The organism is Mucilaginibacter sp. P4_G9, assembly GCF_056400985.1.
On record NZ_JBFUKF010000029.1, the window covers coordinates 1 to 26,815 of the forward strand.

The window sequence follows — 26,815 nt, forward strand, 5'->3', positions numbered from 1 at the left end:
CCTAAGCGCTACATCCAGGCAAACATAAATATATATCTCGCCAGCCGATACGGGAATATTATCATGAATTAAATAAGTATATCAAATAAGGCCTATCTAAATTAAAAAGTAATTAAATACTATTTAATACCAACATATTTTAATTATTAAATTTATCATTTACATATAACTAAAATATACCATAGTATAGTATCGTTTTCATATCATACAATCAAAACATAAATACTTATGAATAACTCAAAATGTGGAAAAAAACCGCTTTAAAGGCAGTATTTTTCGGCTTTTAAAATTTTAAATTAAAAAAAAACCTTATAGATTAGCTTTAATTAAAAACAATAGACCTCATAATTTAAAAGGAGTAATTAAATGAAAAAATTTACTGAAGTAAAAGAGCTTGTAGCTTCTTTAGAGGCTGACGCCGACAAATTCTACAACAAAGGAAACAGCGCTGCCGGAACCCGTGTTCGTAAAGGTATGCAAGATCTTAAAAACCTGGCGCAGGCTATCCGCCTTGAGGTTCAGGAAGCTAAAAACAAAGAAAGCTAAGGAAGATTTTTTGATCAATCTTATTCCTATAAAAACCCGGTTACAATCAATAACCGGGTTTTTTTGTTGCCATTTTGTTCCTATTGATCGATAAATTGAGGGCGATCCCTGCGGTCCGGGCTATTCACTCATACTACACAGGCCTTAACCCCGGGGGCCGGTACCCGTTACTATCCCTATCGCGAAAAATCAATACTTTTGCCTCCTGCAATTATAAACAAGAAGCCGGGGATCAAAATAAGAAGGAAAATCCTCCACCTTTTGAAGGCTTTTTCATTTCTTCAAATTTTTCTATTTCCTTCCCTAACAGAAAAGCGTACTCGCCGCCCATAAAATTCCGGAATATCTGAATATCCTGCTGTTCACGTGTATCAACAAGGGCCTGGATGTATGCGACCTTGTTTTCGCTTTGTACAATGGCTAAAGGCAGGTTATAATAAGCCTGAATATAATTCATCAGCAAGCGGGAGGTACGGCCATTACCATCATAATACGGGTGGATGCTTACGAGGTTGAAATGAGCATCAAACGAAAGGCTTAATTGTTCCGCTACAGACAGGGAATTTTCCATTGCCTCATTCAACTTTTTTACAAGGTCCTTTGTTAATCGCTCTACCTTATCAAAGTTCGGGAAATAGGAAACTCCAGCCGTTACATTACCCTTACGGAATGCGCCTGTTGCTGAATCTACGGTACCCAGCATAGTGTTATAAACTTTACCGGTATTTTTCATCACCAGGGCATTTATCTGCTGTAAAAGAGTTACAGATAAACTTCGCTTAGCTTTTGCATTTTCCATTGTAAACAAAAGGGCTGCATGATGATCCGTTACCATCAGGCTTTCTTCAAGCGGCTTACCATTCGGTGTGCGCCCCTCATTAATAAGTACCTGTGTTTCAATTTCGGTGAGCGTGGAGCCCTCAATTCGCGTTGAATGATGATCAATAGCGATCAGGTTAAACCTGTCATGATCAAGCACCCCCGGTATGCCCAGGTCATTATATTTTGTTATGAGTTTTACTAGGTCCATATTTGATGATACGAAAATAGGAATAAAACAATTCAAATCCGATCTGTTTCCTGATCTGGGTAGCGACTAAAAGGTTAATTTACACCTTCTCCCATCTTCCGGATTGAAATGATATTTAAACATACACAGTAAGGAACCACGTTCCCTCACTTTCTATTTATTGCCGCAACAAAAAAAGCCATATCAAATTGACATGGCTTTCCTTATTCTAAAATATCGTTACTTAAGCTAAACTTTGTGTTTCCTTAATAATGGCATCAGCAGTAGCCTTGCCAACCTGCACCAGGGGTAACCGCACGGTATCACCGCAAATGCCTAATTGCTTTAAGGCGGCTTTAACACCGGCCGGGCTGCCATCGGCAAACATCAGTCGGGTAAATTCAATTAAACTATAATGTGCTGCATGGGCGCCTTTGTAATCATTATTCAATAATAAACGCACCATATCCGATAGCTGTCTTGGCAAAGCGTTGCCTATAACCGATATCACTCCTACCGCGCCCAATGCCATCATAGGCAAAGTAACCGGATCGTCGCCCGATATGAATAAAAAATCTTCGGGCATATCACGCACCAGGTGGTTAAACAGGTCGAAACTACCCGAGGCCTCTTTTATGCCGATGATATTTTTAAAATCATTTGCCAGGCGCACTGTGGTTTCGGCACTTATAGTACTGCCCGTACGGCTGGGTACATTATATAAAATAATGGGCAGCTTCGCATTTTCGGCTATTGCTTTATAATGCTGGTAAATACCCTCCTGTGTAGGCTTGTTATAATGCGGGCTTGATGATAGTATAGCATCGTAACCATCGGTATTAAATGATTTTACCTGCTCAACAACTTCATGAGTATTATTACCACCTATACCGGCAACCAGGCCAACACGCTTATTCACCACTCCGGCAGTAAAGGCCCAAACCTGCTTTCGTTCGGCCTCGCTTAATGTGGCGCTTTCGCCGGTTGTACCTAATGATACCAGGTATTCTACCCCGCCATCAATCAAATGTTCAATAAGGTTTTTCAACCCATCGTAGTCGATCTTTCCATCCGCATGAAAAGGGGTCACCATGGCTACCCCCGTTCCGTAAAATATATTCATGATTAAATTTAAAGGACGCTAATATAGGAGGAAAGTATCAAGTAGTTAGTATCAAGTATCAAGATTTTATGGATTAAGTATCAAGTCGCTAGTATCAAGTATCAAGACTTTGCTGATATTACGGGAACAGGTTTCTATTATCACCGACTGAAGGGCACACGCCACTTGACAATAACTACTTGATAATAAAGAAGAAGTATCAAGTAGTTAATATCAGGTATCAAGATTTTATCGGATAAGGTATCATGTCGCAAATATTTCAGACTTTACTTGTATTACCGGAACAGATTCTATTATCGTCGCCTGAAGAGTACTTGCTACTTGATACTAACTACTTGATACTCTTTCACCATACTAAAGGCTGATTCCTATCACCAAATTATTCTTCATATTACTTCCGCTGTTATAACTCACGCCGTACAATACCCTCACAGCGCGGTATTGCAAACCGAAACCAAGTTCGGTGTAATTTTTAAGTGTTGGGGTGTACAGGAAATTTACATCAATGATCTCCTGTAATTTTAAATTGCGGATAAAGGGGATCTTATTGGTTATAAAACCCGAGAAATTATGTTCCAGGTGACCTTCGATGTATTTATCCGGTGTACTGAAATTATAATAATCCAAAAGCAGGAAGCGGTTAAAAGCCGGTTTATAAACTACCAGCTGGTTACCATCAAAGTGCTTATAATCGGGGTAATATATTTTGTTTGTGTTGAGGAATTTTCCTGCGCCGATAAAAAAGGATGTTTGCCCATAAAAGCCGAGGTCGATATCAGATTTGGCAATGTCGGCGCTCAGCAGGTCGTAATCCACATCGCTTCCAAATACCCCGTTTATCCCTTTGGTATAATTGATACCGATGGTTGGAGATTTGGATGGCAGATACCGGCGACCAAACGGATAGGTTTCATACCGGTTGCTAAAATCATAACTAACGCGTGTACTTATTTTGAATGATTGATTCTCTGGAAACAGCGGGACATCCTGTGTGGGCACTAAAGGATTGTTTGAAGTAAACTGGCGATCGTTATTATGAAAAAAGCTGTAATTGGTACTATTAGGCAGCCATTTACGGTTAGCCCACTCCACATAGGCGCTGGCCTGCCATCCGCCGCTGATCCGCTCGGAAAGCGATGCCGAAGCAAATTGCTTTTGATACAGCTTTTGGTAGTTCCGCCTGTAAAATAGCGTGTAAACCGAATTTAAAAATGGAGATTCGGGTTGATTATTGTTGAGGTCAGTAATGTCCGATCCGGCGTTGAAGCTCAATGTCATTCGCTTCACGGGCATAACAACCCCGGCAACGCCATTAAACAGGTGATTGCTGAAACCATAGCGTGCCCTGGCATTCACAGTTATAGAGCTATTGTTAACGGTATCTATAAGCTTGCTGTAGCTTACACCATAGTTAACAGCAAAACCCTCGACGGTGTTGTACAGTACCGAGTTTAATACACTGTTATAGTGAAAACTTTCTTTATTGTACCGGTTACGGCTATCAATACCTGTAACCAGCAAATTGCTTAGTTTAAAAGTGTTATTGGCTTTATCCAACGAATCGAGATAGGGTTTTGATTCGCGTTTAATGGCCAGTTTACCCTTAACCTCATAGTCTTTCTTTTCCTCATCGGTAAGCGGAATAGGACGCTCCTGTGCCCAGTATACCGAATCCTTATCATGCCCTTTGCTGATATTGATCCGCTCCACAAAATCCTTTTTGTTAAGTACGGGGTTAAGGTCATAATTTTTATAAACGCTTATAAAATACCCGCCCAGCTTAAAACCAAAAACACCGCCGGTAAATTCAAATTTAATTGAAGCCGGCATCCATACCTTATCATTTACCGGGTAAAACTGTTGGTTTATCTTCAGCGTATCAACAAAATTGATGTTTGATTTTTTGCTGATAAAAAGCTGCAATGCCGAAAGCCGCCAGCTATCATCCAGTATGTAAATATAGCCCTCAAAACATGGATCGTAACCGCGCCTGGGCGTTACCTGGATTTTGTTAATGGTTTCGCCGTTTTCAACGGTCACTCCTATTAGCTTATACTTATAGTAAAATAAGGCATTATCGGCTATGGGCGATACCAGTGGGCGATTGCTGAGGCCTTTCCAGCTCTCAAAATTCTGGTAAAAGTTCACCAGCATATCTGATGACCGGTTAAAGCTGAAAGCCCTGTTAAAACCCGATACTTTTGATGATACCTGCACCTCATGCACCAGGTCGGGTCGCATAAAGCTGTATTTTGATTCAGACTCCGAAAGGTACACAATGCCGGTACGGTTGGAGTCGAGCCCCGCCTCGCTGGTAGCTTTCTGCACGTCAAAGCCCATGAATGATTTTGGGGCGGCCAATAGTTTTTGTAATCCTTTTATATAAATATCGCAGGTATAGGCATTTACCTCGTTTAAATAAGTTTTGCGCTTTTTAATAGCCTTGCGGATGATGGCGTAGGCCGGATCTTCGCCGCCGGCATGTATGGCAATATCCTTAAGCTGGTAAATTTCTGTTTTCAGGCTGATGTTTATCACCAGGCTTTCGGTTAGCGTTACCTTTTTACTTTGCTGCCCAAATCCCACCGCTTTAAACTGCAATTCATAAGTTCCCGGCTTTAGTTGTATCTGGTAAGCCCCATCACTATTGGCCGATACGCCTTTGGTGGTGTTTTTTATATACACCGACGCAAAAGAGATGGGTTTATTATTTTCGTCGGTTATTTTACCGCTGATGTTGAGCTGCTGTTGTGAAAACGCATGGATACTTAAACCTAAAAACAGGAATAATAGCGGGGTTAATTTCATTTAGCAGGTATTTAAGCTAAGATGAAGCTTATTTACTAAATGTTACAGTGGTTAAATGTTAAATTGTGTGAAATCGCTTTGAAAATAACTAAATGTGCCGTTAGAGCTAAAATCCGGGGACTTTGAAGGGGGAAATGACATTTTAAAAGGTTTGTCATCCTTGAACGCTTGAAAGATCCATTCACATACTGTACAGGGCGAAGAAGCATGGCGAAGAAAAGATGCTTCAAGCGTTCAGCATGACAAAAGGCTTTTTTTGCAAACAGTCATGGTTAGGCACGAAGCATCAGCCTCCTAAATTGACGCTTAGAAAAAGGCATTGCAAATTTAGCCTATCAGATCAAGCAATTCCTGGTCGCTGATGATGGGGATATTTAATTTTTGAGCTTTTTCCAGCTTGGCAGGCCCCATATTATCACCGGCCACCAGGTAGCTCAGCTTAGCCGAAATACTGCTCAATATTTTACCGCCATTTTGCTCAATTAGGTCTTTCAGCTCATCGCGCGAGAATTTTTCGAACACGCCCGATATAATAAAGCTTTGCCCCGTTAATTTCTCGCTTGCCAGCTTAACCTCATTTTCCACTACAACAAACTGCAAGCCCCTGGCTTTTAACTTTTCTATTTCCTGCTGATGTTTTTGATCGCCAAAATATTCAGTAATGCTTTGGGCAATACGCTCACCTATTTCATCCGCAGCTACGAGGTCTTCAAGACTGGCAGCCATCAGCTTATCTATCGATTTAAAATGAAAAGCCAGTTTTTTGGCTACCGTTTCACCAATATAACGAATGCCCAGGCCAAACAATACCTTTTCAAACGGCATCTGTTTTGATTTTTCAATCCCGTCGAGCATATTATTGATGGATTTTTCTCCAAAACGGTCTATCTGTTTTAACTCATCGGCATGCGTATACAAATCGTAAATATCACTAATGTGTTTTATAAACCCACGCGAGTATAATGTTTCAATTGTTTCATCGCCCAAACCATCAATATCCATGGCTTTACGGCCAATAAAATGCTGCATTTTGCCAACTATCTGCGGCGGGCAGCCTTCATCATTGGGGCAGTACCAGGCAGCTTCACCTTCGGTACGTAATAATGGGGTATTACATGCCGGGCAATGGGTTAAGTAGGCTATAGGTTTTGCATCGGGTTTGCGCTTATCTAAATTCACACTGATGATCTTCGGGATGATCTCCCCTCCTTTTTCAACAAAAACGGTATCATGTTCGTGCAGTTTCAGGCGCTCGGTAATTTCATCGGCATTGTGCAGGGTGGCGCGTTTTACAGTTGTGCCTGCCAGCAGCACCGGCTTTAAGTTGGCTACCGGCGTAACCGCGCCTGTACGGCCAACCTGGTAGCTTACCTGCAGCAGTTCGGTCTCCACACGCTCTGCTTTAAACTTGTATGATATGGCCCAGCGGGGCGATTTGGAAGTAAAGCCCAGCTCCTGCTGCTGCGAGTAATTATTTACCTTAATAACAATACCATCTATATCATAGCTCAGACCGAAACGGTCTTTATCCCATTTGTTTATAAATTCCAGTACATCGTTAATGTCGCCGCATAAGCGGCTATGGTTATCTACATGAAAACCCCAGCTTTTTACAGCTTCCAGGCTTTCCCAATGGGTTTTAAACAAAGTTTTTTCGGTGTATAAACCATACAGGAAACAGTCAAGCGGACGCCTGGCTACCTCTGCCGAATCCTGGAGCTTCATGGTGCCCGATGCAAAGTTACGCGGGTTGGCGTAAGTCACCTCACCATTATCTGCACGTTCTTTGTTCAACCGCTCAAAGGCTTTCAGGTGCATAAACACCTCGCCCCTTATTTCAAACAGATTGGGGTAGCCGCCTTTATCTAACTTTTTAGGGATGCTGTGAATAGTGCGCACATTGGTAGTTACCTCATCGCCCTGTGTACCATCGCCCCGGGTTACGGCACGTACCAGCTTGCCATCTTCATAAGTTAAACTCATGCTGAGGCCATCAAACTTAAGCTCGCAAACGTATTCAAAATTATCGCCAATAGCCTTGCGGATGCGCTGATCAAACTCTACCAGTTCCTGCGCATTGTAGGTGTTTCCTAACGACAGCATGGGCCAGCRGTGCTTTACTGTTACAAACTCTTTGGTGATATCTCCACCCACCCGTTGCGTGGGCGAATCCGGGTCGGCAAACTCCGGGAATTCCTTCTCAAGCTTGTTCAGTTGCTCCAGTTTCTTGTCAAAATCAAAATCGGTAATTGTAGGCATAGCCAGCACATAGTAGTTGTAATTGTGCTGCTTTAACTCGGCGGTTAATGCCTGGATCTGTTTTTTTGCTTCGGCGGGTGACATATATGCGAAGGTAATAATTTAGTGATTGGTCGTTAGTCACTGGTCATTAGTTTTTTCAAATGCTGGCCTAATGACCAGTGACTAACGGTTTATCCGTAATAACCGTTTCACTAATCATGCTCATTGGAAAGGTAATGCCGCCGGGAACATCAGCATTATCTTTTATTGATACCGTTCCGCTGATATTCTGCTTAATTTTTGATTCGCTGATCCAGCCGGTTACCTTATCTGCCTTAATATCAGATATCATGGTGCCGTTCATATCATATTTCATCGGCATATCCGCTACCGGGCCGGTAATAGTTACTATGGTGCCATCGCCATGGATCACGTAACTTGATGGCGTAACATCAGTTAACTGGTAAACCGTGGTAACATTGGCCTTCATGGTGCTTTGAAGCGTGGTGCGGATGGTCCATTTATCATTTTTCGCTACAGCTATTTCCGGAAAAACCGCTGTCGACATTTCGATGCTTCCCTTAATGGCCCCGCCACCAAATGATTGTATGAACTTTGCTTTTAACTGTTCTTTTTGTACTCCCTGGATCTGCGAAAAACCATCAAGAACCGACGAGATCATGCTTTCTACATTTTCAACCGATTGAATCTTGCCGCTTTTGGTAAAAGTAGCAGTAAATGGCTTATCAATCAGGCCTCCTAAAATAGACGACATAATATCCGCAGGGTCTTTTTTTTGGGAATCAAAGCTCACCGGCCCGTTTGGCAACTGCATTTTCATATTCAGGTTTTTGTACGTAACCTCCATATAGTACAGGGAATCGTCTGCATTAAGMACTTTAAAGGATGTGGTTCCGGATATTGAAACATCAATATTATTTACCTGCCCGTTTATGGTTTGCTTTATAGCCGATGTGGTGGTGGTAATCATATTATAAGTATTACCTTTTGTTAAATGCAGAGCGAGTTTTAACCTTTGCCCCTGGCAGGTAACTGTTGCAATTAACAGTAAAAACAGGTTGAACAGATATTTCATGGCGTTAAGAGCTTACCGGACTAAGATATTATATTATTTTATCAAAAAAATGTAATAAATTTTAACAATTAATTAAAACTAAATTCGTTAACTTTATAGTAACCAATTACTCTTTATCATTCAGTCATTTTAATAACCGAAAGGAGGGTTTTATGTTACAGCAAATAGCATTTATACCACAGCGTCAATTTCACGTGCTGATCAATTTTAAAAACGATGAACGCGTTGTAGCTGTATTACCCAACGAGGCAGGAAAGTTCCGCGTGGTTGATCAGGGTAAGATTATCGCTGAAGTTAATTTTGATGAAAACCGAAACGTTGTTTGCTGCCAGGGTAAGCTGGAAGATAAAATTATGACTCAGCTGGCGCAACACATAAAAAATCATTACGGGTATTAATAAAACAGGTAAAAAAGAATTTGATAGTTCATGGGTAATGGCTCATGGTTCATAGTCCATGGGAATTTATTATTCGTGGGCTATCTTTTTTTATTAGCCCACCCAAACCCTCCCCGAAGRGAGGACTTAAAAACAAACGCGGGACGCTTCTATCCCTTCTTCACCGGTTCCTTTGCCAGCATAGCCTCCTTAATAAATTTAACCGGGGCACTGCCATAGCTTAAAAATTTCTCGTTAAAATCCTTGAGTTTATATTTATCGCCCATTTTATCTTTCCAGGCATCGCGCAGGTCCATGATCTCTTTATAGCCGGTGTAATAGCTGGTAAGCTGTACGCTGCTAACACTTACCCTTTTCCATTTGCCATCGGCTTCGGCCTGTTGCTGAAAGGCTTCGGTGGTAAGCATTTTAATGGCCTGCTCTTTGGTCATGCCACCGCTATGCACGCTATAATCCAATATGGCATTACATACCGAACGCAGGTTCCATTTATACCACATCAGCAACATCTCGGCTTCATTATTACCATAGCCGGCATCCAGCATCATCTGCTCGCTATACACAGCCCAGCCTTCGGCCATGGCGCCATTGCCAAATACAGCTTTGACAATACTTGGCGCTTTATTGGCATAAACGCCCTGTACATAGTGGCCAGGCACCGCCTCATGGATACTCAATATCTGGATGATGTACTGGTTGTATTCGCGCAGGTAGCTGTCTGCCTTTTCTTTTGACCAGTTGGCAAGGCTGCCTACATTGTAATAGGAATTGCCATTTTTATCATAAGGCCCCGGCCCACTCATAGATGCACCGGCAACACCTGCCATATAACCCGGCTCTTTACGAATAATGAGCGGTTTGGTTGGATCAAGCGTTACCAGGTCTTTGGCAGTCACAAACTTATTTAGCTTAGGAATCAGCTGCACAATGGCCGACTGAAACTCATCCGGTTTTGCGTGGTTTGATGACAGCGTATCAATCAACTGGCTAATCATCGCCAGTGAATCAACAGGTATCGCCTTATTACCAAAATATTTTGGCCACAACTGCCTGCTTATTTTAGCCATCTGCTGGTGAACATATTTTTTACGCTGTACCGCGGCATTGTAAACCTGTTGGGCGGTGTTTGCAGCTACTATTTCGTACTTAAATTTATCTTCATACAAATCCTTACCCAGCCTGAAGCTGCGTGGGTGGTCGTTCTTTAAATTCTTTAACCATTCGGCATAATCCTTTATAGCCTTAACGGTGATGGCAGCCCTGTCTGTCATCAATTTTTGTTCGGCCTTGGGAATATTGGTTTTCTTAAGCGAATCGGCAAAGTCTTTTTCTATTACATCCACGCCACCCAGGTTTTGCTCAATGGCGAGGCTGGTAAGCTCGGCAACAGGGTTTTTTATCTGTTTCTGAGCATCTTTATAAAAAAGCGGCACATTAACCATTCGCTGGTAAAAATTACGCAGCCGTTTGCTAAGCGGGGCATAATGCTCATTCAAAATATAGGCAAAAGTGCCAATTACGTTGTATGATGATGGGTCCCATTCATAGCTCTTCAACTGTTTTATCTGCCATTGCGCATAATCCAGTTGATTCTCCAACATTTTAAAGTCAACTCTGTTACTTTCATTAAGCGTGTTTACATCAAATCTGCTTAGGGAATCTTTTTGCACTTTGGCAAAATCAAGTATCTTATCGCGACTTTGTTGATTTGGAATAAATAGCAAACTATCGTATTTATGGTAACCTACAGACGTAGCCCAGTCGGGATTTAGCTTCCATAAACCATCCAGGAAGGAGTTTTCATAAATGGTGAAAGCTTCATCATCTTTACCAAACGTTGGATAGCTGCTTGCGCTTTCTTTTTTGCAGCCGGTTAAGGCTACCATGAAAAGCACAACAGCCAGTGCTATTTTAAACAGTATGTTTTTAATCACGGGATAATAAAATTAAATACCGCATAAACTTAAAACATTTAAGGTGAATAAATCAAACGGGGGCTTAATTTGTTACTTTGCATTATGAATAACGAACACAAAATTTTGATTGAAGAAATAGTGCATTTACTGCAGGGTGGTAATGCCCACGCCAATATAAAAAAAGCGCTGGATGGCTTACCTAAAAACCAGCGTGGTGCAAAACCCGGTAAGTTACCTTACAGCATCTGGCAACTGGTTGATCATATACGCATTGCACAATGGGATATGCTGGAGTTTTGTAAGGATGGCAGCCATCAATCGCCCGAATGGCCCGATGGATACTGGCCAAAAGAAACCGAACCCGGGAGCGATGAAGCCTGGGACCAATCAGTTAACCAAATAAATAAAGACCTGGACGAACTTATAGAACTTGTAAAAACCAGGGACCTGTTTACAAGGATCCCACATGGCGATGGACAGCATATTTTGCGGGAAGCTTTGCAGGCGGCAGATCATATGGCTTATCATGTTGCCGAGATCATCGTAATACGGAGGTTATTAGGGGCCTGGGGGTAGGCCCCTTTAAATTAAAACGCGTCCTTTCGGTAAAATAAACTACCTCACCTTCTTCACAAAACTAATAACCGCTTTCACAAATTCAGGTTTGAGGGGCCGATCTGGTTCGTTGTAGGTGGCTAAGTTTTTATCCTTATCTATAGGTGCTTCTTTTAAAACGTGATTCATATCGGGTATAATATCAAGCACGGCATCTGATTTGGCTTTCTTTAATTTTTCGGCATCGGTAACTTTTACCTGCAGATCGGTAGTGCCCTGAACAATAAGTATAGGCATTTTTAATTTCCTGATTTCCCTGGCAGGGTTATACCTGAACCAAGACATCAGGTATTTTTGAATCCCGGGCCTTGCTATAAAATATAGTGAAGGATCAATATTATCGGTTGTCTTCCCCCTTTTCAAACTATCAAGCATTCGTTTGAATCCTTCAGAAATAAGTGTTGGCTGCGATTTCATTTGCTCGGTAAGGATGATATCAGCCGAATCGCCTGCACCGGCTACAGAAATGAATGCTTTTACCGGCTCATCAACAGATGAAAGTATGCCTACTAATGACCCTTCGCTATGGCCTAATACAATGATGCGCGAAAACCGCTCGTCATCATTCAGGAAATTTATCAGATTAACGGCATCTTCCACATAATCCTCAAACCTTATCTGATTTTCTGTGGTAGAGCTTACACTTTGGCCAACAAGACGTTTGTCATAGCGTAAAGATGCGATACCGCTTTTGCCCAATTCGTTGGCAATCATTTTATAAACATTGGCCGATACGCCTAACTTAGGGCTGTTACCATCTCTGTCAGTTGGGCCCGATCCGGCAATAATCAGTACTACAGGTACTTTGCCGGTGACGTTTTTAGGCATAGCCAGAGTACCCGATATAGAACCGGCAAGGTTTTTTACCGATACCGGTGTTTCTTGAATAGACGGATCCATAACAAATGCAGCTGCGACAGGGGCAGTAGGTCCGTTTGCATTTGCCTCGGCCGCTGCACCCTCATATGGTTTTAAAAACAAACCAGTGTATTGATTTTTATCATTCAAAGCTATATTCAATAAAAACGTCCCCTTACTAAATGTTGCTTTATATGCGGCTATGGGGCTGGCAAATTTTACAAAATCCGTACGGTCCAGGCTCCCCATTTGTGTCTTTAATTGAAGGGTAGTAGTTTTGAAACTTTCCAACGGCAGGCTGGCTTTCATTTCGGGACTAAAAAAATTAAAAATACTATCAGGTTTGTTGCTGTTGTAAAATTGTATAAACCTGCTTAGCGCAGTCTTATAATTAGCCGGCTCTGTTTGTGCAAACAGCTTAGTTGCAAAACATATGATCAGTACTAAAAAACTAACTTTCTTCATGGTTATAATCTTCCAAACGACATAACGCCTGTTTGATGCGAAATTAATAAAAAACGTATGGGTTTCATTTTATTTGATTTACATATTTCACGCTGAGCGTAACGTTAGATTTTCGGAGGGTTCTATGTGTAAACATCGACATGGAATCTATATTATTTATTAATGCGTTGTAAAAAACAAATTACCAATATATTATCAATTTAATATTTTGTCTTATATTGCGTTACATTTCATAAACTGAAAAGTATCGGAAATTTCTACATCTAACTATTAATGAAGGTTTTATTCGGAAGCATTTTTTTTGCATTCCTAACCGGAGTGTGTTGTATTTCTTTTGCTCAAACCCAACCTTCGGCTATTCAAGGTAAAGTTGTGATAGATGTTAACGGCCCTGCCGAAGGGGCTACCGTTGTACTGATGAAATATGCTGATTCGACCATCATTAGATCGGGATTGGCTGATAGATCAGGAAATTACAAGTTAAACAACCTGAAACCCGGCAATTATTTACTTTTAGTAACCCAGATAGGCAGTGGCAAAGTATATGCAGGGCCTTATCAATTAACTGCCGGCCAAACTTTTGTGGCTCCTGACGTTATTCTGAAACAGGTAAGCACCCAGCTAAAAGATGTTACAATTATAGCACGTAAACCTTACATTGAAGTAAAGCCCGGCAAGATTATATTAAACATTCAAAACAGTATTTTAGCCGATGGCAACTCGGCCTATGAAATATTGCGCCAGTCGCCGGGAGTACATGCCGGGGGCGATAAAGAAACATTAAGCATTATTGGGCGGCAACCAGCCCTCATCACTATTGACGGCAAAACAACAAACCTAACCGGCGATGATCTTAATAACCTGTTGCGCAGCATGCAAAGCAGCACTATTGATCAAATCGAGATCATCAGCAGCAGCTCGGCAAAATATGATGCCTCGGGTGGTGGTATCATCAATATCGTATTAAAAAAAGGTAAAAACCTGGGCACCAACGGAACCTTTACCGCCGGAGCGGGTATAGGCAAATATGCCAAGGGCCGTACCGGGATAGTGTTCAATAACCGTTCGACAAAACTTAACGTGTTTGGTAATTACACTTTCGATGACAATAAAACCACCCGCTTCTTTAGCAACAACAGGAATATTAATTATCATGATACTTTAAGTAATTATAATGTAGCGTATAATAATATTCAAAGAACACAAAATCATAATTTCAAATTGGGCGTTGATTATTCCCTGTCAGAAAAGCAAACTATAGGTGTTTTGGTGAGTGGCATTGTAAGGACTGACGCTTTTGTAAAAAGTAATAATTTACAGATCTCCAATCAAAACAAACTTGATTCGATAATCACCGCTCAATCTGATCTTAACAGGGGCAGCAACCTTTTTAACTATAATATTAATTATAATGGCGAATTGGATAAAAGCGGCAAAACTATATCTGCAGATGTAAATTACTCCACTTATAAGCGCCATTCAAACGAGTATATTACCAATAACTTTTACAGGCCCAACGGCAGTACCTACCGCAATACGATGGAGCTGGAAAACCTTTCGCCATCTGACATCCACACCTGGACATCAAAGATCGATTATATTAACCCGTTCTCTAAAACGTCAAGATTAGAGGCCGGTGTTAAATACAGTAGTACCAAAAGTGATAATAACCTCATATTCGGACCAAAAGTAAACAGCGCCTACAAGGCCGACACTAATTTTAGTAATCGGTTTTTATATACCGAACAAGTAAGCGCGGGTTATATAAACTATGTAAACAAAATTGGAAAATGGAACCTTACCGCCGGTATACGAGCCGAAAACACCCACTCAAAGGGCGTTTCGATAGGATTAAACAAAAGCTATACAGATGCCAGCATTAACAATTACTTTAACCTTTTCCCCCTGGCACAGTTATCATACACTTACAATAATAAAAACGCATACAGTTTAAGTTACAACAGTGGTATACACCGGCCCGATTACCAGGATATAAATCCATTTTTATACTATACAGATCCATATGATTATCGATCTGGCAATAAAAACCTAAAGCCCGAGTATACCAATACTATCCAGCTATCGCATACTTATAAAGAAGAATTTATTACATCGGTATATTATTCTCAAACTAATGATGCGTATGACTTTCCTTTATACAATCAAAACGATGCCACCAAGGTTAATGTAACAGAGCGCAAAAATTTTGGCCATGTATTTTCATACGGAATTGCGTTTTATGCGCCTGTGCAGTTTACCAGTTGGTGGTCGGGTAATTTCAATGTGGATGCATCATACCTGCGCTACAAAGCTTATCCTGCTAACGGCAACTTTGATAAGGCTTCGCAGTATATTACGGGCAACAGCACACAAAACTTTGCTATCAGCGGTACCATATCCGCCGAAATCTCGGGCCGGTATGAATCGCCTACTTTATATGGGATCAACCGGCTAAAAGAAACCTATTCTGTTAACGCTGGTATCAGCAAACAGCTTTTTAACAAACGTGGCAGTATCAAAGTAAATGTGACTGATATTTTTAACACCGACCGCGACCGCAATCACGCTGTTTACCAGAACGTCGACCTATCAGGAACAGACAAAAAAGAAACCCGCATATTCAGAATAAGTTTTTCTTACCGCTTTGGTAAAAGCACAGTTAAGTCGGCCTTAAAGCATGATACAGGCAACGCCGATGAGCAACGCCGTACGGGAAACTAAACCTTTTGGTTACCTTATCCTTAGTTCGGGATACTTACCCTTTATCCGGGTTACAAAAAAGTTGCCTAATGACTCGGCATGCATAAATTTTTTAAAGGATGCTTTTGAAAAGCCAAAATATTGCCATACCCCTCCACTATCTCTAAACTCCAATTCCAAAACCTTCGTGGAAGGATTATAGCCCGCACTACTTAATGCCGATGATTGCACAGCCTGCCTTTGCATTTCCTGGTATTACATATTATTATATATAATATGTAAAAAGAAAAAATGTTTTAAAAAACAATTACCCCGCGTGGCCGCTAAGCATGCTTGCCAAAATAATAAGCAAAACTAATAATGTAATGCACAGGTACAGGTAGTCCTTTTCCAATACAAAACCAATAGCCGAGAATACAACCCTTATTATTGGTGTAGCTATCAGCAAAATAATACCGGCTTGTATAATAGCCCTGCCACGTAATGTAAAAATGCCGTTAATGATCCCACTTGCGCTCTGTACAAAATCGGGCACACCCTTAAAGGTACTGTAATCTACATGACTTTGCCCGTGCCTGTACAGGTACAGCACACCGCCAATAAACACCACGCTCATGGATATCAAAACCCCTGCCCGCAATATCCAACCTATAACGGATTGCATGTCGGTATCTTTGAATTTAGTCATTAGTCATTAGTCATTAGTCATTAGTCATTAGTCATTAGTCATTAGTCATTAGTCATTAGTCATTAGTCATTAGTCATTAGTCATTAGTCATTAGTCATTAGTGGGAATTGACAATCGGATGCTTTGTTTTGAATATCTATAACTATTTTTCTAACCAGAAAGGCACCAATGACCAATGACAAGCGCAGCGTAATGACCAATGACTAAATCTTATGTGTGAACCCATTATATATCATTTGCGAAGCCAAAAAGGTTACAACTACAGCAAAAACCCAGCGCAACCAGCCGGATGAACTGGTGTGTACCAGTATTTTTGATCCGCTAAGCGCCCCCAATAAAACTCCTATAGCAACCGGCATGGATAGTCCCGGGTCAATATATCCCCGTTGAAGGTAAACTACGGCGCTTGCCGCGGCTGTTACACCTATCATAAAGTTACTTGTTGTGGTTGATACTTTAAAAGGGATACGCATAATGGTATCCATAGCCAGCACCTTTAACGCGCCTGATCCTATTCCTAACAATCCGGATATGGTGCCGGCAAACATCATCATAAAAAAGCCGCCACCTACATTTTTAACGTTGTAAGCCACCGTGCCCTGGCGCGATGGATATGTACTGTTCAGTTTGAGTTTTTCGGCAAGTTTACTTGGTTGCTGATTAATAATTTCAACCTTTTTCTTTAAAGACATAATGGCCGACAGGATCAATATCACCCCAAATAATATAGCGATGTAATGAGTTGGGATATAAACAGCAATCAACGCGCCCACCATGGCCCCGGCTGTTGTGGCAATCTCCAAAAACATACCCAGCCTGATATTGGTGATACCCTCTTTAACATAAGCCGCGGCCGATCCCGATGAAGTAGCAATTACCGATACCAGCGAAGCGCCGATGGCATAATGAATATCAACCTTTAATAACAGTGTGAGCAAGGGAATAATAACCACACCACCACCCAAGCCGGTTAGCGAACCCAGTAATCCCGCAAAATACGAGCCGATAAGTATAATAAGCGTTAGTACAATTACCGACATAATTTGCAGCAATGTTGAATTGCGAAAGTAACAATAACTTTTTTAGATAGCCACTAACCCTTTCACAAGTATTTTAATATATAACGCAGATTATGCCCTTTGCGTTAATTTGTTTTACTATTTTAAGCCCTTAAAACTTAAATCCATGAACAAGAAAGCCTGCCTGCTTTTATTCCTTTCGGCCTTGATGCCCGTTTTGCTTTTGGGGCAAACTAAACTGCCTGCCAATATGTTTTTACGCAAGCTACCCAACGGCCTGGATGTACTGGTGGTTGAAGATAATAGTGTACCACTTGCAACTATCATGATCACCTGCAAAAATGGATCATACACCGAAACGCCAAAGTTTAACGGCCTGAGCCATTTGTACGAGCATATGTTTTTTAAAGCCAATAAGGATTATAAAAACCAGGACGATTTTTTAGATAAGGTAAGTGAGCTGGGGATGCAGTTTAACGGATCGACCACCTATGAAAACGTAAACTATTATTTTACGCTGCCAAAATTCAACTTAAACCAGGGACTTGATTTTATGAACTCGGCTATCCGCTACCCATTGTTTGACAGCAAGGAAATGGCTAAGGAAAATGTGGTTGTTGACGGCGAATTCCAACGGCAGGAATCGAGTCCGGTCTTTGCTTTGAGCAATGCTATGGACCACCACATGTGGGGCAGCCTGTACAGTCGTAAAAACGCCATAGGTGACCATGATGTTATCCGCTCGGCCACACCCGACCTGATGGATTCCATTAAAAACAAATACTATTACCCTAATAACGCCTTGCTAACCGTTGCCGGTGACGTTGCGCATGAGGATGTTTTTAAAAAGGTAGAAGCTATTTATGGCAGCTGGAAACCATCGGGCTTTGATCCATTTAAAAAATGGCCCATCCCTGAGTTTAAACCGCTGATAAAGCCGGATTATTTTATTATTGAATCAGACCTGAGCAACGTGCCTTTTATTATGATAGACTGGCAGGGGCCCGATACCCGTACCGATATTCCATCAACCTACGCGGCAGATGTGTTTAGCTATATATTAAATCAAAACTCATCCACGCTAAAAAAAGCGTTAGTACAATCGGGTCTGGCGCTTGATATAAACATCAGTTATTTAACCTTAAGTCATGTTGGCCCTATCACCCTTTTTGTGGTACCCAATCCCAATAAAATTAAGGAATGCATGGCCGAAGTAAAAAGGCAACTTGCGCTGATGGACAAGGATGACTATGTAACTGATGAACAAATTGCCACTTCCAAACAAAAACTGGGCATCCTTAAGGTTCAGGAAGAAGAGGTAGCATCCGATTTTGTGCAGGTATTATCGTTCTGGTGGTCGTCGGCCTCTCTTAATTACTTCACTACCTATAATGCGAGGTTAAACAAGGTAACCCGTGCCGATCTGCAAAACTATGTACGCAAGTATATTAAAAACAAACCCTATTGCGCCGGGATGCTTATCAACCCCACCCTTGCCGCACAAGTTGATCCCAAAACCTTTTTTACAGCATCAAACTCATTAAATCAATGAAGAAACTATTAACAACCATCCTGTTTGTATGCAGCGGCATATCTATGGTTTTGGCTCAAACAGAAACTACCTCGTTTGATGTGGATGGCATAAAGGTGATATTTAAACCAACCTTAAAAGAGATCATTAATGTACGCATGTACTATCGGGGCGGTGTAACCAATTACCCTGCGAGCCAGGCTGGTATTGAAAGCTTTGCGCTGGAAGCAACCAATGAATGTGGCACAAAAAAATACACAGGCAATGTTTACAAAGACAGGGCCGATAAATATGGCATCAACATAGGCTCGAACTCAGAATATGATTACGGCAATATCCAGATGGAATGCGTTGCCAAATATTTTAACGAGGGCTGGGACCTGTTTACCGAAGCTATTGTGAACCCTATTTTTGATGCCGGTGAGGCTGAGCTTTTAAGGAACAAAATGATTGCAAAGGTAAAAGGCAATCAATCAAACCCGGACAAACAAGCAGAACACCTGGTATTGCAAAATGCCTTTGAGGGTACCCCATATGCTACAGATCCTGATGGCACCGAAGAAATTTTGAGCAAACTTACAGCCGCTGATCTTAAAAGCTACTACAACTCTATATTAAATAAAAACCAACTGTTTATTGTGGTTGCTGGTAAGGTTGATAAAGCGGAGCTTATTGCAAAAATTAAAGCATCATTTTCAGGTTTACCGTCAAAACCTTATAATCCGGTAACCCTGGAAGAGCCCATCTGGAATGATTATCATTTACTAAAGGAAAACAGAAACCTGCAAACTAATTACATTAATGGCATTATGAATTCGCCAAAATTTAACAGCCCCGATTATGTGCCCTACCGCGTTGGGGTCTCGGCCCTGGGCGGCTCGCTTTTTAGCGAATTGCGCACAAGGCTTAACCTTTCTTATGATCCGGGTACATATTCGGTAATGCAGCAAATGCCATATGGTATTATGTATGTAAGTACAACTAATCCAAAAGAGGCAGTACTGGCCATAAACAGGCAGGTAAAAAAAGTATTAAGCCATGGTTTAACTCCCGAAGGTTTACAGCGTATAAAAAGCAGCTTTATTACCACAAACTATATCAAGCAGCAAAGCACCGCATCAATTACCGGCAGCCTGGGCATTGCCGAAATTTTAGGCGGATGGCAAATTGCCGATGACCTGCCAAAACTGATAGAAAAAGTAACCGTAGACCAAATTAACCAGGCCATGTACAAGTATATTGTAGGCCTGAGATGGAGTTACCTCGGCGACCCGGAAAAAGCCACCGAAGCGGCTGAGGCGTTTAAGAAGGTGATCAGGAATGATTAGTTCATTGGTTCATTGGTCATTGGTCATTGGTCATTGGTCATTGGTCATTGGTCATTGGTCATTGGTCATTGGTCATTGGTCATTGGTCATTGGTCATTAAGTTAACTTGAAATTATGGGTAATCGTTTAGAAGATTTGGAAATTTATTCGTTATCCGAATCATTTGGTGAAAGCATATGGGACGTGGTTATTAAGTGGGATTACTTCGCTAAGGATACTATTGGCAAACAACTGGTAAGATCCGCAGACTCCATTGCCGCTAATATTGCCGAGGGCTTTGGGAGATTTCATTATAAGGAGAACAAGAATTTCTGTTATTTCAGCCGGGGATCGATTTTGGAAACAAAAACATGGCTGCATAAAGCCAAAAGCAGGAAGTTAATTGAGGAAGATGCTTATCACCTACTGATTAAAAAATTAGAGCTAATCCACTTAAAGCTTAATGCTTACATAAAATTTATCGGCAAAAATATACCCACCAATGACCAATAACAAGCGCAGCTTAATGACCAATTACCACCATTAAATTCATCGACAAAAAAATAACAGTCAATGACCAATGACCAATGACTAATGACTAATTTCGCGAATGGGTTATAAAAGTTTACAGGCTTGTATTGCCGATCTGGAAAAGCATGGTCATTTGGTACGGATTAAGGAGGAGGTTGACCCTTACCTTCAAATGGCAGCCATTCACCTCCGGGTATTTGAAAACCAGGGGCCAGCCATACTTTTCGAGCAGGTTAAAGGCAGCAGGTTCCCCGCGGTATCCAATCTGTTTGGTACCCTGGAGCGTTCGAAATTTATTTTCCGGGATACGCTGGACAAGATCAAAACTCTTGTCGAAATAAAAAACGATCCGCTTAAGGCCATAAAACAGCCTTTTAAATACGCCAACGTAGCGCTTACTGCCCTATCGGCCCTGCCTATGAAAGGCAGCAGCAACGCCCCGGTAACGTTCGGTAAATGTAAGATCAGTGATATCCCGCAGATTGTGAACTGGCCCATGGATGGCGGCCCCTTTGTGACAATGCCGCAAGTGTACACCGAAGACGCCGATAAGCCGGGCATCATGAATGCCAACCTGGGCATGTACCGCATCCAGCTGGCCGGTAACGATTATATTTTGAACGAAGAGATAGGCCTGCACTACCAGCTGCACCGCGGCATTGGCGTACACCAGACCAAAGCAAACGCCAAGGGCTTGCCATTAAAAGTGAGCATATTTGTAGGCGGCCCGCCCTCGCACCCTGTTGCTGCGGTAATGCCCCTGCCCGAAGGCTTATCAGAGATGACCTTTGCCGGAGCCTTGGGTAACCGCCGTTTCCGTTATTTTTATGATGAGGAAGGGTTCTGTATTTCTTCGGATGCTGACTTTGTGATCACCGGCACAGTAATGCCGCTTGAAAACAAGCCCGAAGGCCCTTTTGGCGATCATTTGGGTTATTACAGCTTAAAGCACCCTTTCCCTTTACTAAAGGTCAATAACGTATATCACCGCAAGGATGCCATCTGGTCGTTCACGGTGGTTGGCCGCCCGCCGCAGGAGGATACCAGTTTTGGGGCGCTCATCCATGAGATCAGCGGTGCAGCCATCCCCAAGGAAATTCCGGGCCTGCATGCCGTTAACGCGGTGGACGCGGCAGGCGTACACCCGTTGTTATTTGCTATCGGCAGTGAGCGTTATACACCCTACATTAAAGAGCGTAAACCGCAGGAGATACTGACCATTGCCAATCACATATTGGGCAAAAGCCAGCTGAGCCTGGCCAAATACCTGCTGATTGCCGCGCAGGAAGATGACCCGTCACTGGATGTAAACAATATCGAAGCATTCCTGCTGCACATACTACAGCGCGTCGACCTTACGCGCGACCTCCACTTTTATACCCGTACCACTATAGACACCCTTGACTATAGCGGAGATGGACTCAACACCGGCAGTAAAGTAGCCATCACCGTTGCCGGCGACATCAAGCGTGAACTGTGGACAGCATTGCCATCCTGGTTCGATCTGCCTAAACCGGTAAGCAACTACAAAATGGCTATGCCTGGTGTGCTGATGGTTGAAGTACCTAAACACGTGAACCATAAGGACATAGACAACATCATCAGCATTATAGAGTACCGGCTGAAAGAAGAGGAAGAAGAGCTGAATGGCTTGCCATTAATAGTACTATGTGACGATGCCGCTTTCGCTGCCCAAAACATCAGCAACTTTGTTTGGGTAACCTTTACCCGCAGTAACCCATCGCACGATATTTACGGCATAGGCAGCTATACCGAGCATAAACACTGGGGCTGTACCGGTCCGCTTATTATTGATGCCCGCATTAAGCCTCACCATGCCCCTGTACTGGAACGGGACCCGGAAGTTGAAAAATCAGTTGACAAAATGGGCGAAAAAGGCGGAGCGCTTTACGGGATAATTTAGGACTGAAGACAGAAAGATAATGAGCCACAAGTGTTCCACTGGAACGTGTGGAACGCCCCGAACGGTGTGGAACACTATTTGCACTGACAGTCAACACTTTAAGCTTTTACAAAACACAAGACGGAACACCTTTATATTTGATTATCAATTAGTTATAATTTAAAGAAAATCAACATAACATTCAATTTTTCCTGGTGCTTTGCAAGCAAAATCGGCTAAATCCTGCAAAATCCTTAAACGGCGCGGCCTCTTAAACACCTAAAAAATAAACAATGAGTGAAAAATCGTGTTTATCTTTGACTGCTATGAAAAACATCTTTCTATATATCTCCATATTTCTGCTTGCCTGTGGCTGCAAAAAAAAAGACGTACCATACTACACCATATCCAGGGTAACAAAATCTGATACTGCCAGTAAAGTTATTGTTAATATCAACGCACGCTTAACCCAGTCCCAATTGCTTAGCATCGCCGGGAAAATAAGATCAGATAGCGCCGCATTGCCCAACCTGCAGCTTTGCTACATACTACCTGGCCATAGCGATAAAAATACCGGTTCAAATAACTTTTATGCTGTTGCCAAATATCCCGGTGCACAGGTTACTACCATGCAGGATACCCTGAAAGATACCGAAGGCAACATTGTACGCTTAAAAACAACAGGGGTATCTGCACAAACAGCTAAAAAACTTATCGGCTTTCATCCCAAGGAACTAAAAGATCAAAACTTTTATGGACACTTTATTGATGATAATAACCATACCGTTATCATTCCCTTCAGGGATTTAACCGACCCCAAAAAGGAATATTATATCCTTGAGCTGGATACAACCGGCAAGGTGGTTTCGGCAACTATCCCAACTGTAGTTAAAAAGGATGGGGTTGAAAAATGGTTTGTTACCGACCGGGGCGACTATATTACTATAAAAGATAGTGTACTTACCCAATACTCTATTGACGACCTTGGTGTGCCTTATAATAGTATCAAATCGGGCATGTAAAATATATTTGTATTAATTATATCTATTTTTATCTATTTATATCTATCGCTCTAACTAAAAATTAAGTTAAAAAGGGATAAATTTTTCCTTTTCATAATTTATACCAATATATTTATAGTGTCTAAAACATTATGAAATATATGACCCGAAATCTTATTAAAACTTTAGCACTTAGTGTTATTGGGGTGTTCAGCTTTTGCATAGCGATTGCCCAACCCCGCTTACCGGAAGGATACTTTTGGAAAAAGCTTCCAAACGGACTGGAAGTAGTTGTTATTGAAAACAGCAAGGTGCCCCTGGCCACCATAGAAATTGCTGTAAAAAATGGCGCCTATACCGAAGGCCCGGAATTTAGYGGCCTCTCTCACCTTTTTGAGCACATGTTTTTTAAAGCCAATAAGGATTACCCTAACCAGGAAGCATTTTTAAAACGCACCCAGCAATTGGGCGCCATCTGGAATGGCACTACCGATGTAGAGCGTGTAAACTATTTTTTCACTTTTGACAGGGACAGCCTTAATGCCGGTTTAAAATTCATGAACGCCGCCATCCGTTTCCCTATTTATCGTGAGGAGGATATGAAAAAGGAACGCCCTGTTGTTGACGGCGAGTTTCAGCGTGCCGAAAGCGACCCGGGTTTTCAACTGTGGTATGGCATCCAGCAAAAACTTTGGGGCGACCTTATCACCCGTAAAAACCCTATCGGGATCCATGAAGTGATCAATACCGCTACGCCCGGGAAGATGATGATCATCAAAGACAAATATTACTTCCCCAACAACAGTTTGCTTACTATTTGCGGCGATGTAAAACATGAAACAGCATTTGCCATGGCCGAGAAGATATTTGGCGACTGGGCCAGCAGTGGTTTCAATCCGCATGAAAAATACCCTATCCCTCCTTTTAAACCATTAACCAAAAGCGAGTATTTTATAAAGGAAAGCACCATAGCGCAAACACCATCTATACAACTTTCATGGCAGGGCCCGTCATATTTAACAGATTCGGCATCTACTGTGGCTGCGGATGTATTTAGTACTATTTTGGGTTTAAATTCATCAAAACTACAACAGGCCCTGGTTGATAAAGGCCTGGCAAGCAGCGTTTATGTAAGCTATACCACCAGCAAATACGTTGGCCCCATTGATATGGGTATCGAGCCCAACCCTACTAAGCTAAAGGAATGCTATGATGAAGTAATAAACCAGGTAAGCCAATGGAGCAAAGCTGATTACTATACCGACGAACAGCTAAAAGATGCCCAGGCTATTTTATTAAGAAACAGCATCCATCGTAAAGAAAAACCATCATCGCTGGCCAGCCAGCTGAGCTACCAATGGTGCAGTACCTCGCTTAATTACGGTACCGATCTGGACAGTAATTACCAGAAAGTAACCCGCGCTGATATCAAAAAATTTGTGGATACTTATATTATAGGTAAGCCATACGCCGCAGGTATAATCATAGCACCTGATTTAAGTAAACAATTAAATGTAGCTTCATTTTTTGTAGCTAAGTAATTTTAAAACATCTTATCATGATGAAGAAATATGTATTCACCCTGCTGATTGCAGCGGCGATAGGAAATATAAAAACAGCGCAGGCACAAAAAGCCGCCTATGAAACCACCGTTGATGGCGTAAAGGTAATTGTGCAGCCAAGCGGAAACGATATTGTAGAGATACAAACCATTATAAAAGGCGGCGTACAAAATTACAGGGCCGACAAAATGGGGATCGAATCGATGGCCATGAACGCGCTTACCGAGTGCGGAACCGTTAAACACGATAAAAACAGCTTTAAGGATTTATTGGATAAAGTAAGCGCTACCGTTTATGGTTACAGTAATAAAAATTATTCGGTAGTGCGCATGAACTGTATTAAAAGCGACCTGGATGTGGTATGGCCTTTATACGTAGAGGCCATGACCCAGCCCCGCTTTGATGTTAAAGAGTTTACCCGCATTAAGCAGGATGCTATTAACCAAATAAAAAGCATGGATTCGAGACCTGATGTGGCTATTGATAAATTTGCCGACAAAACAGCTTTCGCTAACCGGGATTATGCCAAGGACCCTGCCGGTACAGTTGATATTATTACTAAATTAACTCCCGAAGAAACAAAAGCTTATTACTCATCTATCTTCACCAAATCGCGTTTGATAATTGTTGTAGTTGCTGATCTTGACCAGGCTACCATTGAGGCGAAAGTAAAAGCTATGCTTGATGGTGTAAAAAAAGGTCCGGCGTTTGAATTTAAAAAATCATCGTTCAGGGTTTATAAAAACAGTATTAATGTAGAGTCGCGCGACCTGGCTACCAATTATGTGGAAGGCGTAACCAGCGGCCCTATCCCCGGCAACCAGGATTTTGATGCGTTTAACGTAGCGATGAGGATATTTGCCAACCGTCATTTTTTGGATATACGTACCAACAATGGTTTATCCTATGCGCCACAGGCCTGGTTTAGCGTAGGGCAAACATCAACAGCCAGGTTTTCGGTATCAACTACACAACCGGATAAATACATAGCGGTATTTGATAAACTGGTTGATAAGGTAAAAACCGAGGGCTTTAAACCCGAAGAGGTTGCCAACATGAAGATAACCTACCTTACAGGTTTTTATTACAAAAACGAAACCAACAGCGCCCAGGCATCGTCAATAGCATCAAACGAGGTGCTGTTCAACAACTGGAAACGCTCATTAACCCTGGTTGACGATGTTAAAAAACTAACAACCGAGCAGGTAAACGACGCCTTTAAAACTTATATCAACAACATTGTGTGGGTATACCAGGGCGATCCTAAAAAAGTAAACCAGGTATTGTATATCAACGGAACTTTAAATAAAGGCGAAAACGGAGCTAATCATTAAAAAAGTCAAAATTAAAAAGTCAAAAGTCAAAATTGCCATGCAGTTTTGACTTTTGACTTTTATAGAGAGTTTCACCAAACCAATTTTCCGCGCCCCCTTTTTTTGAATTTTGAATTTTGAATTTTGAATTTTGAATTTTGAATTTTGAATTTTGAATTTTGAAT

21 protein-coding genes are annotated in these 26,815 nt (G+C 41.7%); 11 read left to right on the plus strand and 10 right to left on the minus strand.

Translation table 11 applies throughout. The annotated features are described in order from the left end of the window. Positions 1-366 precede the first annotated feature (366 nt). Positions 367-546, plus strand: a complete 180-nt coding sequence (locus AC1DPZ_RS04935) for a histone H1 (RefSeq protein WP_090652322.1) — start codon at positions 367-369, stop codon at positions 544-546. 232 nt (positions 547-778) lie between these two features. Here AC1DPZ_RS04935 and AC1DPZ_RS04940 read toward each other — a convergent pair whose 3' ends face one another. The 5 genes from AC1DPZ_RS04940 to AC1DPZ_RS04960 all read right to left on the minus strand — a co-directional run bounded on the left by AC1DPZ_RS04940 (position 779) and on the right by AC1DPZ_RS04960 (position 8,823). Beyond that, positions 779-1,576 carry a Fic family protein gene (locus tag AC1DPZ_RS04940; RefSeq protein ID WP_477401650.1) on the minus strand — a complete coding sequence of 266 codons (798 nt, stop codon included), beginning with the start codon at positions 1,574-1,576 and terminating at the stop codon, positions 779-781. 223 nt (positions 1,577-1,799) lie between these two features. Then, positions 1,800-2,678, minus strand: coding sequence for a 4-hydroxy-tetrahydrodipicolinate synthase (dapA, locus tag AC1DPZ_RS04945; protein ID WP_477401652.1), 879 nt, complete (start codon positions 2,676-2,678; stop codon positions 1,800-1,802). Positions 2,679-3,032: 354 nt separating this feature from the next. Continuing rightward, positions 3,033-5,486 (minus strand): DUF5686 and carboxypeptidase regulatory-like domain-containing protein, encoded by a 2,454-nt coding sequence (locus tag AC1DPZ_RS04950; RefSeq protein ID WP_477401653.1) that lies wholly within the window; start codon positions 5,484-5,486, stop codon positions 3,033-3,035. A 327-nt stretch (positions 5,487-5,813) separates the two neighbouring features. After that, the gene (ligA, locus tag AC1DPZ_RS04955) at positions 5,814-7,829 is read right to left on the minus strand and encodes an NAD-dependent DNA ligase LigA (protein ID WP_477401654.1); all 2,016 of its coding nucleotides are present in this window, start codon (positions 7,827-7,829) and stop codon (positions 5,814-5,816) included. A gap of 67 nt (positions 7,830-7,896) precedes the next feature. Continuing rightward, complete coding sequence (locus AC1DPZ_RS04960) at positions 7,897-8,823, minus strand: DUF6263 family protein (protein ID WP_477401655.1); 927 nt, start codon at positions 8,821-8,823, stop codon at positions 7,897-7,899. 152 nt (positions 8,824-8,975) lie between these two features. Between AC1DPZ_RS04960 and AC1DPZ_RS04965 the strand changes: the two genes are divergently transcribed. Further along, positions 8,976-9,221: a hypothetical protein gene (locus AC1DPZ_RS04965; protein ID WP_477401656.1), complete on the plus strand. Its 246-nt coding sequence runs from the start codon at positions 8,976-8,978 to the stop codon at positions 9,219-9,221. A gap of 149 nt (positions 9,222-9,370) precedes the next feature. On the opposite strand, the gene AC1DPZ_RS04970 is transcribed toward AC1DPZ_RS04965, so the two are convergent. After that, positions 9,371-11,155, minus strand: coding sequence for a DUF885 domain-containing protein (locus tag AC1DPZ_RS04970; protein WP_477401658.1), 1,785 nt, complete (start codon positions 11,153-11,155; stop codon positions 9,371-9,373). Between the two features lie 84 nt (positions 11,156-11,239). On the opposite strand from AC1DPZ_RS04970, the gene AC1DPZ_RS04975 reads away from it, so the two are divergent. Continuing rightward, positions 11,240-11,713 carry a DinB family protein gene (locus AC1DPZ_RS04975; protein ID WP_477401659.1) on the plus strand — a complete coding sequence of 158 codons (474 nt, stop codon included), beginning with the start codon at positions 11,240-11,242 and terminating at the stop codon, positions 11,711-11,713. 39 nt (positions 11,714-11,752) lie between these two features. On the opposite strand, the gene AC1DPZ_RS04980 is transcribed toward AC1DPZ_RS04975, so the two are convergent. Then, positions 11,753-13,075: a serine aminopeptidase domain-containing protein gene (locus AC1DPZ_RS04980; protein ID WP_477401660.1), complete on the minus strand. Its 1,323-nt coding sequence runs from the start codon at positions 13,073-13,075 to the stop codon at positions 11,753-11,755. Between the two features lie 273 nt (positions 13,076-13,348). Here AC1DPZ_RS04980 and AC1DPZ_RS04985 point away from each other — a divergent pair, with 273 nt between their 5' ends. After that, the gene (locus AC1DPZ_RS04985; protein ID WP_477401661.1) at positions 13,349-15,796 is read left to right on the plus strand and encodes a TonB-dependent receptor domain-containing protein; all 2,448 of its coding nucleotides are present in this window, start codon (positions 13,349-13,351) and stop codon (positions 15,794-15,796) included. Between the two features lie 9 nt (positions 15,797-15,805). On the opposite strand, the gene AC1DPZ_RS04990 is transcribed toward AC1DPZ_RS04985, so the two are convergent. The 3 genes from AC1DPZ_RS04990 to AC1DPZ_RS05000 all read right to left on the minus strand — a co-directional run bounded on the left by AC1DPZ_RS04990 (position 15,806) and on the right by AC1DPZ_RS05000 (position 17,503). Next, positions 15,806-16,021 (minus strand): KTSC domain-containing protein, encoded by a 216-nt coding sequence (locus AC1DPZ_RS04990; protein WP_477401662.1) that lies wholly within the window; start codon positions 16,019-16,021, stop codon positions 15,806-15,808. Between the two features lie 61 nt (positions 16,022-16,082). Then, on the minus strand, positions 16,083-16,463 hold the full coding sequence (locus tag AC1DPZ_RS04995; RefSeq protein WP_477401663.1) for a DUF1634 domain-containing protein: 381 nt from the start codon (positions 16,461-16,463) through the stop codon (positions 16,083-16,085). Positions 16,464-16,666: 203 nt separating this feature from the next. Beyond that, the gene (locus tag AC1DPZ_RS05000; protein WP_477401664.1) at positions 16,667-17,503 is read right to left on the minus strand and encodes a sulfite exporter TauE/SafE family protein; all 837 of its coding nucleotides are present in this window, start codon (positions 17,501-17,503) and stop codon (positions 16,667-16,669) included. Between the two features lie 145 nt (positions 17,504-17,648). On the opposite strand from AC1DPZ_RS05000, the gene AC1DPZ_RS05005 reads away from it, so the two are divergent. The 7 genes from AC1DPZ_RS05005 to AC1DPZ_RS05035 all read left to right on the plus strand — a co-directional run bounded on the left by AC1DPZ_RS05005 (position 17,649) and on the right by AC1DPZ_RS05035 (position 26,651). Continuing rightward, positions 17,649-19,034, plus strand: coding sequence for a M16 family metallopeptidase (locus tag AC1DPZ_RS05005; RefSeq protein WP_477401665.1), 1,386 nt, complete (start codon positions 17,649-17,651; stop codon positions 19,032-19,034). Beyond that, the gene (locus AC1DPZ_RS05010) at positions 19,031-20,341 is read left to right on the plus strand and encodes a M16 family metallopeptidase (protein WP_477401666.1); all 1,311 of its coding nucleotides are present in this window, start codon (positions 19,031-19,033) and stop codon (positions 20,339-20,341) included. The genes AC1DPZ_RS05005 and AC1DPZ_RS05010 overlap by 4 nt, the downstream gene beginning before the upstream one ends. A gap of 114 nt (positions 20,342-20,455) precedes the next feature. After that, positions 20,456-20,833, plus strand: coding sequence for a four helix bundle protein (locus AC1DPZ_RS05015; protein WP_477401667.1), 378 nt, complete (start codon positions 20,456-20,458; stop codon positions 20,831-20,833). Between the two features lie 97 nt (positions 20,834-20,930). Next, positions 20,931-22,775 (plus strand): UbiD family decarboxylase, encoded by a 1,845-nt coding sequence (locus AC1DPZ_RS05020; RefSeq protein ID WP_477401669.1) that lies wholly within the window; start codon positions 20,931-20,933, stop codon positions 22,773-22,775. A gap of 305 nt (positions 22,776-23,080) precedes the next feature. Next, the gene (locus AC1DPZ_RS05025) at positions 23,081-23,776 is read left to right on the plus strand and encodes a hypothetical protein (protein ID WP_477401670.1); all 696 of its coding nucleotides are present in this window, start codon (positions 23,081-23,083) and stop codon (positions 23,774-23,776) included. A 140-nt stretch (positions 23,777-23,916) separates the two neighbouring features. Then, a complete protein-coding gene (locus tag AC1DPZ_RS05030; protein ID WP_477401671.1) occupies positions 23,917-25,296 on the plus strand; it encodes a M16 family metallopeptidase in 1,380 nt (459 codons plus the stop codon). Between the two features lie 17 nt (positions 25,297-25,313). Next, entirely contained in the window at positions 25,314-26,651 is a 1,338-nt protein-coding gene (locus tag AC1DPZ_RS05035; protein WP_477401672.1) for a M16 family metallopeptidase, read from the plus strand. Positions 26,652-26,815: the final 164 nt, after the last annotated feature.

Excerpts from the sequence above, each read along its gene's own strand:
- AC1DPZ_RS04935 (WP_090652322.1), top strand. The coding sequence starts at position 367 with ATGAAAAAATTTACTGAAGTAAAAGAGCTTGTAGCTTCTTTAGAGGCT.
- AC1DPZ_RS04940 (WP_477401650.1), bottom strand. The coding sequence starts at position 1,576 with ATGGACCTAGTAAAACTCATAACAAAATATAATGACCTGGGCATACCG.
- dapA (WP_477401652.1), bottom strand. The coding sequence starts at position 2,678 with ATGAATATATTTTACGGAACGGGGGTAGCCATGGTGACCCCTTTTCAT.
- AC1DPZ_RS04950 (WP_477401653.1), bottom strand. The coding sequence starts at position 5,486 with ATGAAATTAACCCCGCTATTATTCCTGTTTTTAGGTTTAAGTATCCAT.
- AC1DPZ_RS04965 (WP_477401656.1), top strand. The coding sequence starts at position 8,976 with ATGTTACAGCAAATAGCATTTATACCACAGCGTCAATTTCACGTGCTG.
- AC1DPZ_RS04975 (WP_477401659.1), top strand. The coding sequence starts at position 11,240 with ATGAATAACGAACACAAAATTTTGATTGAAGAAATAGTGCATTTACTG.
- AC1DPZ_RS04980 (WP_477401660.1), bottom strand. The coding sequence starts at position 13,075 with ATGAAGAAAGTTAGTTTTTTAGTACTGATCATATGTTTTGCAACTAAG.
- AC1DPZ_RS04985 (WP_477401661.1), top strand. The coding sequence starts at position 13,349 with ATGAAGGTTTTATTCGGAAGCATTTTTTTTGCATTCCTAACCGGAGTG.
- AC1DPZ_RS04990 (WP_477401662.1), bottom strand. The coding sequence starts at position 16,021 with ATGCAAAGGCAGGCTGTGCAATCATCGGCATTAAGTAGTGCGGGCTAT.
- AC1DPZ_RS04995 (WP_477401663.1), bottom strand. The coding sequence starts at position 16,463 with ATGACTAAATTCAAAGATACCGACATGCAATCCGTTATAGGTTGGATA.
- AC1DPZ_RS05000 (WP_477401664.1), bottom strand. The coding sequence starts at position 17,503 with ATGTCGGTAATTGTACTAACGCTTATTATACTTATCGGCTCGTATTTT.
- AC1DPZ_RS05005 (WP_477401665.1), top strand. The coding sequence starts at position 17,649 with ATGAACAAGAAAGCCTGCCTGCTTTTATTCCTTTCGGCCTTGATGCCC.
- AC1DPZ_RS05010 (WP_477401666.1), top strand. The coding sequence starts at position 19,031 with ATGAAGAAACTATTAACAACCATCCTGTTTGTATGCAGCGGCATATCT.
- AC1DPZ_RS05015 (WP_477401667.1), top strand. The coding sequence starts at position 20,456 with ATGGGTAATCGTTTAGAAGATTTGGAAATTTATTCGTTATCCGAATCA.
- AC1DPZ_RS05020 (WP_477401669.1), top strand. The coding sequence starts at position 20,931 with ATGGGTTATAAAAGTTTACAGGCTTGTATTGCCGATCTGGAAAAGCAT.
- AC1DPZ_RS05025 (WP_477401670.1), top strand. The coding sequence starts at position 23,081 with ATGAAAAACATCTTTCTATATATCTCCATATTTCTGCTTGCCTGTGGC.
- AC1DPZ_RS05035 (WP_477401672.1), top strand. The coding sequence starts at position 25,314 with ATGATGAAGAAATATGTATTCACCCTGCTGATTGCAGCGGCGATAGGA.